We start from the raw sequence: 12244 nt of genomic DNA, 5'->3' as shown, positions 1-12244 counted from the left end.
CCCATTTCTTGTCCGCACAAGAAATGGGGCCGCCCGCCGGGGCGGGACCCGGCAACTCCGCCGCTCAATGAGCGGTAAACCCAAAACTTCCGCGACGCAAAGAAACCGCCTTGCGGCGGCTTTCCGCCTGTCGCGCCGCCTTATCGCCGCAATCGGAGCGCGCGGTCTGCGCGACGCAAAGAAACCGCTTTGCGGCGGCTTTCCGCTTGTCGCGCCGTCTCATCGCCACAATCAAAACGCGCGGTCTGCGCGACGCAAAGAAACCGCCTTGCGGCGGTTTCTTTGCAGGGAAACGTGTATTTATTTGACCAAGCCCCGGGACGGCTTCCGCGCGCTGTTAACGCGGCCCGTCCAAGCGGTGGTTGGCGTCGGAAAAAATTAGGCGCTGTGCGTCCGGTAAGCGCTCTTTTTGGGAATCCGCATGGTATAGCAAATGTATTCTTCATCCTCGACCTTTGTGGTGTTGATGTCGATGCCCGCCAGCTTCATGGTGGAGACCGCTTTGGAGATCGTGTTCATAAAGACGCGCAGGTCCTTCACGATAAAGAGACGGGTGGCCCTGCGCGGCTCCTCCTGCTCTTCGACAGGCTCGAGAAGTGCGTCCACATATCGCTCGGTCTCCCCCACGTTTAGGCGCTCCCGTACGATATGCTCCAGAGCCGCCGCGACGGTGATCTCATCCGGGAGCTTGAGCAGGGCGCGCGCGTGGCGTTCGGTCAGGCCCGCGTCGAGCATCCGGCGGCGGAGCGGTTCGCTGAAGGTCAGCAGGCGCAGCTTGTTGGCGACGGTCGACTGCGCCTTACCCAGCCGTTCCGCTACCTGCTGCTGGGTCATTTCGCACCGCTGCATCAGCTGTTGGATGCCCACCGCCTCTTCAAAATAGTTGAGGTCCTTGCGCTGGAGGTTTTCCACCAGGGAAAAGACAGCGGACTTTTCATCGTCGAACTGTTCGACGATGGCGGGGATCTTGTCCAGATGGAGCATCCGGCAGGCCATCAGCCGGCGCTCCCCCGCGATGAGCTCGTACCCCGTTTCGGTGCGGCGCACCGTGATCGGCTGGAGCAACCCGCTTTGGGAGATGCTGTCGGCCAGTTCCTTCATGCCCTTGGGATCAAACTGCCTGCGCGGCTGGTAGGGGCTCGAGGTGATCTCGTTGACATCCAGCAGGACGACCCGGTTGACCGTGCGTTGTTTTGAAAACTTCATGGCATTTCACGTCCTTCCGTTTGTCCTTGACTAGATGGTACCATGAAATATTCCTGATTTCCAGAAATTTCGGTCGCAGGAAAAAGCAAAATCCGCCAGCCTGGGACATCAGGCCAGCGGATTTTTTGCCATTTTCGCGTGCGGACGTGGATATTTTGTCGAGGTCTGCGATATTTTCTTGACGCAGATAATCGCCCTGCGGCTTCCGTCCGGCAGTTCCAGCCGTTCGATCCGGTCGATTTTCCCGCCCAGAAGCTCCACCGCCCTGCGGGATTCCTCCAGCTCCACGTCCACGTCGCCCCCCTTGAGCGCCGCGAACATGCCGCCCACCCGCACCAGCGGCAGGCAGTATTCGCTCAGCTCCCGCAGGTGCGCCACCGCCCGCGCGGTCGCAAGCGCATATTGCTCCCGATGTCCGGGCTGCCTGCCCGCCTCCTCGGCGCGCGCATGGACACAAACGTTTTCCTCCTGCCCGAGCGCGGCGGACAGTTCCCGCAGAAAAACCAACCGTTTATTCAGGCTGTCAAGCAGCGTGACCCGCAGGTCGGGCCGCACGATCTTCACCGGCACCGACGGAAAGCCCGCGCCGGTCCCCACGTCGACCAGGGTCGCTCCCACGGGGGGTGTAAACGCCCTGAGCAGGGTCAGGCTGTCCACAAAATGCTTGACGACGATCTCCCCCGGCTCGGTGATCGCCGTGAGGTTCATCCTTTCGTTCCACTCGACGAGCAGCTCTGCGTACCGGTCGAACCGCTCCAGTTCAGCCTCTCCGAGCGGGAGACCGAGCGCGGCCGCGTATTCCGCGAGCATCCTTTTGTCAATCATGTCTTCCCTCCCCTGCGCTGTTCCAGCCAGATCAGCAGCACCGAGATATCCGCGGGGCTCACCCCGCTGATGCGCGACGCCTGCCCGATGTTGACGGGGCGTATCTTCCCGAGCTTCTCCGCCGCCTCCAGCCGCAGCCCGCCGATCCCGCGGTAATCGATGTCGGCGGGCAGCGCGCGGTTTTCCAGCCGACGCATCTGCTCCACCTGGGCGAGCTGCTTTTTGATGTAGCCCTCATATTTGATCGTAATCTCCGCTTCCTCCCACACGTCGCGCGGAAGCTCCGGACGCTCCGGGTCGAAGGGCGCGAGGTCGGCGTAGCCGACCTGCGGGCGGCGCAGCAGCTCCGCGAGCCGTACCGAAAGGGTGATCGGCGCCGTTTCACGTGAAACAAGCAGGCCGTTCAGTTCCTCCGAGGGTGCGGCGGACGTTTTCCGCAGCCGCGCGATCTCCCCTTCAATCAGCGCCTGCTTCTCCCGGAACCGCCGCCAGCGCCCCTCCCCGATGAGGCCGAGCTCATACCCGATGGGGGTCAGCCGCGCGTCGGCGTTGTCCTGCCGCAGCAGCAGCCGGTATTCCGAGCGGGAGGTCATCATGCGGTAGGGGTCGTTGCAGCCCTTGATCACGAGGTCGTCGATCAGCGTGCCGATATAGGAGCTCGCGCGGTCGAGGATCAGCGGCTCCTTCCCCTGGGTCTGGCGGGCGGCGTTCACGCCGGCCACCAGGCCCTGCGCGGCAGCCTCCTCATATCCGGAGGTGCCGTTGAACTGCCCCGCGCCGAAGAGCCCTCCAACCGCTTTGCATTCGAGCGACGCGCAAAGGCAGGTCGGATCGATGCAGTCGTACTCGATCGCATAGGCGTTGCGCATAATCTGAATCTTTTCAAAGCCGTCGATCGTGCGGTAGAGCGCGACCTGCACCTCCTCGGGCAGCGACGAGGACATCCCCTGCAAATACATCTCGTTGGTGTCCAGTCCCATCGGCTCAATGAAAAGCTGATGGCGGGTCTTGTCGGCAAAGCGGACGACCTTGTCCTCGATGCTCGGACAGTAGCGCGGCCCAATCCCCTCGATCATTCCACCATAGAGGGGGGAACGGTGGAGATTTTGGCGGATGACGGCGTGGGTGCGCTCGTTCGTGTAGGCCATATGGCAGACCGCGCGGTTTCGCAGCCCCGCCGGGTCGGTCTCAAAGGAGAAGGGAGTGATCGGGTCGTCCCCCTCCTGCGGCTGAGTCTTGGAAAAGTCGATCGAACGGCGGTCGACCCGCGCGGGGGTGCCGGTCTTGAAGCGGCGGAGCGGGATGCCGAGCGCCCGCAGGGAATCGGAGAGCGGGCCCGCCGCGTGCATCCCGTCCGGTCCGCTCTCGGCGGTGTACTCCCCCACAAAGATTTTGCCGCGCAGGTAGGTGCCGGTGCAGAGCACGGCGGCCTTCACCCCGTAGACCGCGCCCAACGCGGTGACGACAGCGGACACGCGGCCGTTCTCCGCACGGATATCGACGATCTCGGCCTGCTTGAGGTCGAGGTTTTCCTGGTATTCGAGCACGCGCTTCATATAGAGGTGATACTGCCTGCGGTCTGCCTGCGCGCGCAGGCTGTGGACCGCCGGGCCCTTGCCGCGGTTTAGCATCCGGGACTGGATAAAGGTGGCGTCGGCGGCCTTAGCCATTTCGCCGCCGAGCGCGTCGATCTCCCGGACGAGATGCCCCTTCGCGGTGCCGCCGATCGAGGGGTTGCAGGGCATGTTGCCGATCGCGTCGAGGGACATGGTAAAGAGCACGGTGCGCGCGCCAAGCCGTGCGGCCGCGAGCGCGGCCTCGATGCCCGCGTGTCCCGCGCCGATCACGGCGACGTCGTAATCGCCCGCCCGATATTCCATTGAAACCCCTCCTTTCACCAAATTTTATCCCGCCTCCACTAAAAGTTTTCGGGGTCAAGGGGGGCTTTTTCAAAAGCCCGCCCTTGCCGCCGCCGCAGCGGCGGAACGCCCCATTCTTCAGGCGTATTTTTCGGCCCCTTTTTACAAGAGAAAAAGGGGCGTTTGCTGAGGGGCGGTTTCCCGCCGGGGAACCGCCCCTCGGCCTCCTCGTCTTTGCCCAGCGCGGGGAAGGCGCGCCCGCGGGCGCGCCATGGGGGCCTTTTCTCTTGCAAAAGGCCCCCAAACCCCCAAAATGCGCCTGAAGCAGGGCCTGCGGGCCCAAGTAAGGGCTCCGCCCTCGCCGCCGGACCTCGTCCGGCGGCTCACCCGCCACCTTTTCAAAAAGGTGGACGAAAAATTTGGTTTGAGGACGCGGATACGAAAAATGATTCATTTTCCGACGCAAAAGCGGGAAAAGACCTGGTCGACGACCTCCTGCGTTGCGCGCCTGCCCGTCAACGTGAGCAGCGCGTCCACCGCGCGCTCGATGCAGACGCACACCGCGTCGTAGGAGACGCCCGCTTCCAGCGCGTCCGCCGCCTCGCGCACCTCCGCCAGCGCGTCCGCCACGGCGGCGCGCTGGCGCTCGTTGGCGACCACCGCCGCCGAAGGGTCGAAACGCTCAAGCAGAAAGAGCTCCTCCATCTTTTTTTTCAGAGCGTCCGCACCCTCCGCCGACTTGGCCGAGAGCGTCACGACATGCGCAAAATTTTTCCGGATGACCTCCATGTCCAGCCGCTGAGGCAGGTCGTTTTTGTTCACGAGCGCAATGCAGACCGCGTCCTTGCAGCAGCGGATCACGCGCAGGTCGTTTTCATCGAGCGCGTCCGAGCCGTCGAAGACCGCCAGCACGAGCTGCGCCCGCGCAAGCTCCCCGACCGCGAGGTCCACCCCCGCACGTTCCACCGGGTCGTCCGTGCCGCGAATGCCCGCCGTATCTGACAGGTGCAGCACGATCTCCCCCAAACGGATCGTGTCGCTCACGATGTCCCGCGTCGTCCCGGCGATGTCGGTGACGATGCTCCGGGCGTGCCCCGCGAGCAGGTTCATCAGGGTTGACTTGCCCACGTTCGGCCGCCCGACGATCGCGGCGGAGATCCCCTCCCGGATGATCCTCCCCGTGTCATAGGTGCCGAGCAGCCCGGCCAGATCCGCCTCGCACCGGCGCAGCCCCGCGCCCAGCTCGGCAGGGTCCACCTCGGCGATCTCCTCCTCGGGGTAGTCGATCCACGCGGCCAGGTGGGCGGCGTGGCCGGTGAGGGCGTCCGCCGCGGCTTCGGCCCTGCGGTAGAGCGCCCCGTCCCGCGCACTCAGCGCGGCGCGCGCCGCCTGCCGCCCCTCGGCGGAAATGAGGTCGGCGACCGCCTCCGCCTGCGTCAGGTCGAGCTTGCCGTTCAAAAAGGCGCGCCGGGTAAACTCCCCCGCGAGCGCGGGACGCGCGCCCGCCGCAACGCAGGCGCGCAAAAGGCGGTTGACGAGGTAGACGCCGCCGTGGACGGCGATCTCGACGACCTCCTCCCCCGTGAAGCTCCTCGGCGCGCGAAAGAGGGTGACGACCGCTTCGTCGATCTCCCCGTCCGCATCTCCCGCCCGCCCATAGGCGCAGGTATATCCTTTCATCCCGGCCACTGTCTTTCCCCCGGCCATCCGGACCACCCGGTCCGCGACCGCCGCGGCCTCGGGGCCGGACAGGCGCACCACACCGATCCCACCGGTCCCCAGCGGCGTCGCGACTGCCGCGATCGTATCCATGCTCTGCATCCTGTCTCCTCCCGGCCCGCGGCCGTCCTGAAAATGTTCGGAACGTGCAAACGAGGAGGTTTCACGTGAAACCTCCTCGCAGTCAGAATCGGTGTTACAGGTCGATCTTGCCGTAGAGCGGCAGATCCTCTTCTACGCGGGCGGCGGGGCGCGCGGGTTCGTTGCGCGGCTGCGCGGCCTGCTCGGAGGAATCCGGCTTCACATAGTGCTCGGGCTCCCGCTCAAGCTCCTTCATGTACTCGCGGTCGACGTCGGTCGGGGTCGGCTTGACGCTCTCACGGGGCGCGCCGTCCCGGCGCGGGCCGCGGTCGCTGCGGAACCCGTCCCTGCGGGGGGGCCTGTCCCCTCCGCGGCGGTCGTCCCTCGGCCTGTCGTCGCGGGGCCTGTCGTCACGCGGACGTCCCTCGCCGGGCCGTCCGTCCCTGCGGGGCGGGCGGCTTCCGCCGGCGCCGCCCGGACGCGGGCCGCGGCCTTTTCCGCCCCGCTGCTGCGGGCGCGGATTGGTCGGGGAAATGACCACGCGGCGGTTGGGCTCCTCCCCGATGGAGGAGGAGGTCACGCCTTCGATCCCCGAAACGGTCGAATGAATGATGCGGCGCTCATAGGGGTTCATCGGCTCGAGGGTCGACGGCCTCCCATAGCGGACCGCGGAGGCGGAGAGCTTGCGCGCGAGCTGCTGCAGCGTGCGCTCCCGCTTTTCGCGGTAGTTGCCCGAATCGATCGTCACGCGCATGTAGTCGCCCTCCTGGCGGTTGGCGACCAGCCCGGAGAGGTATTGCAGCGCGTCGAGCGTCTCGCCGCGGCGTCCGATGATGACGCCCAGCCCCTCGCCCGACAGCCGCATGACAATGCCGTTGTCGGTAAAGGCCACGGAGATCCCCGCCGCGACGCCCATCTCAGCCAGCACCGACTTGACATAGTCGGCGGCGGTGCGCGCCTTGCCCTCGACCGTGTCCGCGGCCACAAACTCCAGCGGCGGCTGCGGCTCGGCGGGCTCGGGCTTCCTTTCCGGTTTCGGCTCGGCGGCCTGCTCCGGCTTCGCCTCCGCTTTGGGGGCGGGCTTTTCCGCGCGGGGCTCCTGTTTTTTCGGCTCCCGGCGGGGCTCCTGCCGCTGCTGTTTTCCAGTATTTTCCTTTTTCTCAGGGCGCTCCTCCCGCCTCCTGGGCGCGGGGGCCTCGGGCTCCTCAATGAATACACGCACCTTGGCAGGGGTGTTGCGCAGGCCCAAAAAGCCGCGCTTGGGCAGGGTGACGATCTCAAAATCGATCGCGTCGCGCTCGACGCCCAATTCCTGGCAGGCGAGGTCGAGGGCCTCCTCGACGCTGCGCGCTTCCTTAATGACTTCACGCATGGCTTGTTTACACCTCCGTGATGGTTGCCGCGCGGTTGCGGGCGGCAAGTCCTGTTTACGCCTTCAGGTCGTCGTCGGTAACTTCCTTGTAGACTTCGCCGTATTTTTCGGCGTCGCGCTTCCTGGCCTCGGCCAGCTTGATGCGGTTGATTTCCTTCTGGGAGAGGGCGGCGTCGATGTCCTTTTCGCCGCGTTCACGCGCGCGCTTTTTGGCCTCGATCTTGGCCTGGCGGTCGGCCTCCTTTTTGGCCTCATACTCCGCCTGGGCCTTCGCGGCCAGCTTGGCCGGGTTCATATACCGGTTGAGCAGGAAGGTCTGGAGCGCCATGAGCAGGTTGGAGATGACCCAGTAGACGCCCAGTCCGGCGGGCACCACAAAGGAGATCCACGCGGACATCAGCGGCATCATGAGCATCATGCCCTTGGACATGCCGGCCGCGGCGGCGTTGTCGCCCGCGGCGGCCGCGGACTGGCGCATCGAGACCCACGAGACGAGCACGGAGGTCAGGAAGGAGAGGATCGGGATGAGCAGCAGGATGTTGAGCGCGAAGGTCGGCTGCTGGGTCAGGTCGATGGGGCCGATGGACAGATCGAGCGACTGCACCTTCTGCACAAAATCCCCCAGGCCGGAAAAGGCGTCGGGGTTCTGGTTGACCGCGTCGATGATGCGGATCTGGCGAGAGTAGTCCTTGGCGAGGTTCGCGTTGTTCAAGAGCCCCGCCGCGATCTCGGTCGCGCTTTCGATGGTCGGGCCGGCCACCCGGAGCAGGTGGGTCAGCGGGCGCTGGATGACGTCGTAAAGACCGAAGAGGATGGGCATCTGGATCGCCATGGGGAGACAGCCCGACATCGGGTTATAGTTCTCCTCCTGGTAGAGCTTCATCATCTCTTCATTCATTTTTTCCTTGTTGTTCGCGTACTTCTTCTGGATCTCATCCATGCGGGGCTTGAAGATCTGCATCTTCACCATCGACTTCTGCTGCTTGATCGAAAGCGGGACCAGGCAGGCGCGCACGATGATGGTAAAGAGCAGAAGGGCGACGCCGTAGATGGGGATCACCTTGAAGCAGGCCCACATTACCCAGCCGAGCGGGTAACCGAATATGGAATATAGCCAAGCCATCTATTCTAGTTCCTCTCTTTTTGATTTCGAAATGAAAAGGTCTCGGGGACAGGATCGATCCCGCCCGGGTGAAACGGATGGCACTTTAGGATCCGTCTCAGCGCAAGATAGCCGCCGCGCAGCGCGCCGAAGCGCTCGACGGCGGTGTAGGCATAGGCCGAACAGGTCGGATAGAAGCGGCAGGTGGGCCTTCCCTTGAGCGGGGAAAGCAGCCGCCGATAGAGCCTGATCAGGAAGAGCAGCAGGCGTTTCATGATTTTTTGCCCAGCTTTTCAATGACCGACCGCATTGCCCGCATGACCTCCTGCGTGGAGGCGAAAACCGTTTTGGTGCGGGCGACAAAGACGTAGTCGTTCCCGATGGGGAACTGCGGTTCCAGCAGGCGGTAGGCCTCCTTGAGGACCCGCCGCGCGCGGTTGCGCCTGACCGCCTTGCCGATCTTCTTGGTGGCGGTCAGCCCGATGCGGTTGATGCCTTTGTGGTTTTTGAGGACGTAGACCACAACTACGGGAGTGGGAAAGGCACGGCCCCGATAGTAGGCTCTGCGGAATTCCTTGTTGAGCGTCAGGGTTTCGGTGTGGAGCATGGGTGTTCCTCCAAACATGCGGCGGGACCCCTCAGCCGCGCTGCCGCCTGATAAAAATAAAGACCACAACGCGAGCTGTGGCCGTCTATTTTCCGATGCAAACATCGCAGCGCCGCGAAAGGAGCTTTTCCGGGAAAGGCGTCCCGCCGCCCCGCGCGTGGCGCGGGGAACAGACCGGGATCAGTGGGTCAGGCGAGCCCTGCCCTTCGCCCTTCTGCGGGCAAGCACCTTGCGGCCGTTCTTGGTCGCCATACGTTTGCGGAAACCGTGTTCTTTTTTCCTCTGGAGCTTTTTCGGCTGATAGGTCCGAATCATTGTCAACCCTCCTCTCCTGCGGTCGATTCCATATCCTGCGCCCGCGGCGGCAGGCCGCGAGCGCGGGGAATTCTTTTTTACCTTGCAGATAAGCATTATACCGCACTTTGCGGCGGTTTGTCAAGGCATGGGCCCGCATTTGCCGAATTCCTTCGGCGGCGGCGGTTTCGCGGCGACGGAAAACGCGCCCCCACTACTATATAAATATGTAGATTCTGCCGTAAGTGGAATACTTGAAAGAACGCCCGTTTTGTGGTATGATTAAAAAGTTACAGGTTCTGTTGAAAAACGGTGGAATTTCTCCTTTTTCACACAGTCCCGGGCCGGTTTGCACCGGTTCTCCACACTCACCAAAGGAGCTGTTCCCATGGAATCTTTCGCCGACCTATTCCCGCTCGTGCTCGACCACTGCAAAGGGAAAATCTCCGACGTGGCCTTCAACCTCTGGCTCAAGGACATCGTCCCGGTCCGGCTCGTGGAGTCGACCGCTTATTTAAAGGTAAACTCCGAGTTCAAGATGAATATCGTCAAGGAGAAGTACACCGCCATCCTCCAGACCGCCTTCGAGGAGGTCCTCGGCTTTGAGGTCGGCATCGACGTCTCCTGCGACGGCCCCTCGGCGGGACAGGCCTCTTCCGTCGAGCCGCTGCCCGCCGACGCGGACAGCTCGGTGAGCGGCGGAGAGTACGACTACACCTTCGACACCTTCATCGTCGGCTCCTCCAACAAGTTCGCGCACGCGGCCTCGCTTGCCGTCGCGGCCAACCCCGCCAACGCCTACAACCCCCTCTTCATCTACGGCGGCTCCGGGCTGGGCAAGACCCACCTGCTCCATGCGATCTGCACCGAGATCCGCAAAAACAAGCCAGACTACAACATCATCTACGTCAAGGGCGACGAGTTCGCCAACGACATCATCACCGCCATCCGCGACCAGAACACCGCCGCCTTCCGCGAGCGGTACCGCAAGGCGGACGTGCTGCTCGTCGACGACATCCAGTTCATCGGCGGCAAGGAGAGCACGCAGGAGGAGTTCTTCCACACCTTCAATACCCTCTACGAGGCGGGCAAGCAGATCGTCCTCGCGTCCGACCGTCCCCCCAAGGAGATCAAGACGCTGGAGGACAGGCTCCGCACCCGCTTTGAGTGGGGGCTGCTCGCGGACATCCAGGCGCCCGACTATGAGACGCGCATCGCGATCATCCGCCGCAAGGCGCAGCTGCTGGACATCCAGATCCCCGACGACGTGGCCGAGTACATCGCCAACCGCCTCAAGACCAACATCCGCCAGCTCGAAGGCGCCGTCAAGAAGCTCAAGGCCTACAAGCTCCTGCAGGGCACCAACCCGTCGATCGTCATCGCGCAGAACGCGATCCGCGACATCCTCAACGACAACCAGCCGGTGCCCGTCACGGTCGAGCGGATCATCTCGGAGGTCGGCCGCACCTACGGCATTTCGCCGCAGGACATCCGCTCCAACAAGCGCAGCGCCCAGATCTCCTCCGCGCGGCAGATCTCCATCTACATCGTGCGCGAGATCACCCAGATGTCGATGTCCACCATCGGCGAGGAGTTCGGCGGGCGCGACCACAGCACGATCGTCTACGCGATCCAGCAGGTCGAAAAGAACATGGCCAACGACCTGCGCTATAAGGAAACGATCGAGGATATCGTCAAGAATATCCGCGACAGCTGATCTTTTCCACTTTCCACTCTTCACATCTGCCAAATCCCGTGGAAGATTTTTGAGACCTTCCACGATTTCCACAAAGTTTTCCACATTTTCTCTACTTTCCGCCCCGCTTTTCCACAGCGGCGTGGAAACGGCGGCCGGAAATGCCCTTTTCCACCAATCGCTTCCCCGGTTCTCCGGGCGGCCGACCGCCCGCGAATCAGCCGGTGCTCCGCCTTTCCGGGGCGTCTCCACTTTTGCGCGCCCCCTACTACTACGACTATTTTTCTTTTACTCTCTCTATCCAAATCAGGATCCTTTTTCCGCTGTGGAAAAACCCACCGCGGATTCTTCTATCATCTAGGAGGTGCTTTGATGAACGTCATCTGTGACAAACAGCTTCTCGTGGAAGCGGTGGGCAACGTCTCCCGCGCGGTCTCCGCGAAAAACACCCTCGCGGCGCTCGAAGGCGTGCTGCTGCGCGCGCAGGACGGGCGGCTCTACCTGACCGGCTACGACCTCGAGCTCGCGATCTCCACGGCGATCGAGGCGAAGGTTATCGCGCCGGGCGAGATCGTCCTCTCCGCGCGGATCTTCCTCGACATGATCCGCCGGATGCCCAGCGAGACGATCAGCATCACCTCGGACGAAAAGATGCTGACGCTGATCAAGGGCTCCCTCACCGAGTACACCATCCTCGGCATCCCGGCGTCGGAATACCCCGAGCTGCCGGCGGTCAACCAGACCACCGAGATCAGCCTGCCGCAGGCGGCGCTCAAGAACATGATCAACCAGACCCTCTTCGCGGTGGCGGTGAGCGACAGCAAGCCGGTCCATACCGGCTCCCTCTTCGACATCAAGGGCGGGGAGCTGAACGTCGTGTCGGTCGACGGCTACCGCCTCGCCCTGCGGCGGGAGAAGGTTGCGTTCGACAGCGATTTTTCCTTCATCGTCCCCGGCAAATCCCTTTCCGAGGTGGCAAAGCTCCTCAGGGACGAGGAGGGCGACATTGAGATCGCCGTCTCAAAACGACATATTATCTTCAAGGCCGGGAGTTATAATGTAATATCCAGGCTGTTGGAGGGAGAATTCCTCGATTACCGGGCGGCCATCCCCGCGGGCGGGCAGACGACCGTCAAGATCAGCACGCGCGAGCTGATCGCCGCCATCGACCGCGCCTCCCTGCTCATTTCGGACAATATCAAAAGCCCCCTGCGGCTCAAATTCGAGGGCGGCGTGATCAAGATCTCCTGTTCGACCGCGATCGGCAAGGCGTACGACGAGATCACCTGCCAGCAGACGGGCGACGACGTGGAGATCGGCTTCAACAGCCGCTACATGCTCGACGCGCTCAAGGCGAGCGAATGTGACGAGATCCAGCTGCTCATCAACGGGGCGCTCTCCCCGATCAAGCTGGTTCCGCTCGAGGGGGACAGCTTCACCTTCCTCGTGCTGCCGGTGCGGCTCAAGTCGGAATGACCGGCGG

12 protein-coding genes are annotated in these 12244 nt (G+C 63.3%); 3 read left to right on the top strand and 9 right to left on the bottom strand.

Annotated elements, in window-relative coordinates:
• Positions 1–382 (top strand): hypothetical protein (locus NE609_RS11260; RefSeq protein WP_256152535.1); only part of this gene is annotated, 382 nt, incomplete at its 5' end.
• Here the strand turns inward: NE609_RS11260 and NE609_RS11255 are convergent.
• The 9 genes from NE609_RS11255 to rpmH form a co-directional block, all read right to left on the bottom strand.
• On the bottom strand, positions 379–1206 hold the full coding sequence (locus NE609_RS11255) for a ParB/RepB/Spo0J family partition protein (protein WP_101553145.1): 828 nt from the start codon (positions 1204–1206) through the stop codon (positions 379–381). The genes NE609_RS11260 and NE609_RS11255 overlap by 4 nt on opposite strands.
• A gap of 108 nt (positions 1207–1314) precedes the next feature.
• Entirely contained in the window at positions 1315–2031 is a 717-nt protein-coding gene (gene rsmG, locus NE609_RS11250) for a 16S rRNA (guanine(527)-N(7))-methyltransferase RsmG (protein WP_256152534.1), read from the bottom strand.
• Positions 2028–3911 (bottom strand): tRNA uridine-5-carboxymethylaminomethyl(34) synthesis enzyme MnmG, encoded by a 1884-nt coding sequence (mnmG, locus tag NE609_RS11245; RefSeq protein ID WP_256152533.1) that lies wholly within the window; start codon positions 3909–3911, stop codon positions 2028–2030. Before mnmG ends, rsmG begins: the two co-directional genes overlap by 4 nt.
• A 429-nt stretch (positions 3912–4340) precedes the next feature.
• Positions 4341–5711, bottom strand: coding sequence for a tRNA uridine-5-carboxymethylaminomethyl(34) synthesis GTPase MnmE (mnmE, locus tag NE609_RS11240; RefSeq protein WP_256152532.1), 1371 nt, complete (start codon positions 5709–5711; stop codon positions 4341–4343).
• Between the two features lie 94 nt (positions 5712–5805).
• The gene (jag, locus tag NE609_RS11235; protein ID WP_256152531.1) at positions 5806–7062 is read right to left on the bottom strand and encodes an RNA-binding cell elongation regulator Jag/EloR; all 1257 of its coding nucleotides are present in this window, start codon (positions 7060–7062) and stop codon (positions 5806–5808) included.
• A 55-nt stretch (positions 7063–7117) separates the two neighbouring features.
• On the bottom strand, positions 7118–8185 hold the full coding sequence (gene yidC / locus NE609_RS11230; RefSeq protein ID WP_121587690.1) for a membrane protein insertase YidC: 1068 nt from the start codon (positions 8183–8185) through the stop codon (positions 7118–7120).
• Between the two features lie 5 nt (positions 8186–8190).
• Positions 8191–8442: a membrane protein insertion efficiency factor YidD gene (yidD, locus tag NE609_RS11225; RefSeq protein ID WP_101553139.1), complete on the bottom strand. Its 252-nt coding sequence runs from the start codon at positions 8440–8442 to the stop codon at positions 8191–8193.
• On the bottom strand, positions 8436–8771 hold the full coding sequence (gene rnpA / locus NE609_RS11220) for a ribonuclease P protein component (protein WP_256152530.1): 336 nt from the start codon (positions 8769–8771) through the stop codon (positions 8436–8438). Before rnpA ends, yidD begins: the two co-directional genes overlap by 7 nt.
• Before the next feature lie 180 nt (positions 8772–8951).
• Positions 8952–9086, bottom strand: coding sequence for a 50S ribosomal protein L34 (rpmH, locus tag NE609_RS11215; protein ID WP_101553137.1), 135 nt, complete (start codon positions 9084–9086; stop codon positions 8952–8954).
• 367 nt (positions 9087–9453) lie between these two features.
• Between rpmH and dnaA the strand changes: the two genes are divergently transcribed.
• Positions 9454–10782 (top strand): chromosomal replication initiator protein DnaA, encoded by a 1329-nt coding sequence (gene dnaA, locus NE609_RS11210; RefSeq protein ID WP_256152529.1) that lies wholly within the window; start codon positions 9454–9456, stop codon positions 10780–10782.
• Positions 10783–11133: 351 nt separating this feature from the next.
• Positions 11134–12237, top strand: a complete 1104-nt coding sequence (gene dnaN, locus NE609_RS11205) for a DNA polymerase III subunit beta (protein WP_256152528.1) — start codon at positions 11134–11136, stop codon at positions 12235–12237.
• Positions 12238–12244: the final 7 nt, after the last annotated feature.

This window comes from Anaerotruncus sp. DFI.9.16 (genome assembly GCF_024461615.1).
GTDB classification, from domain to species: domain Bacteria; phylum Bacillota; class Clostridia; order Oscillospirales; family Ruminococcaceae; genus Anaerotruncus; species Anaerotruncus massiliensis.
The sequence above is the reverse complement of the archived record's forward strand: the minus strand, read 5'-3'. Positions and strand labels throughout refer to the sequence as shown.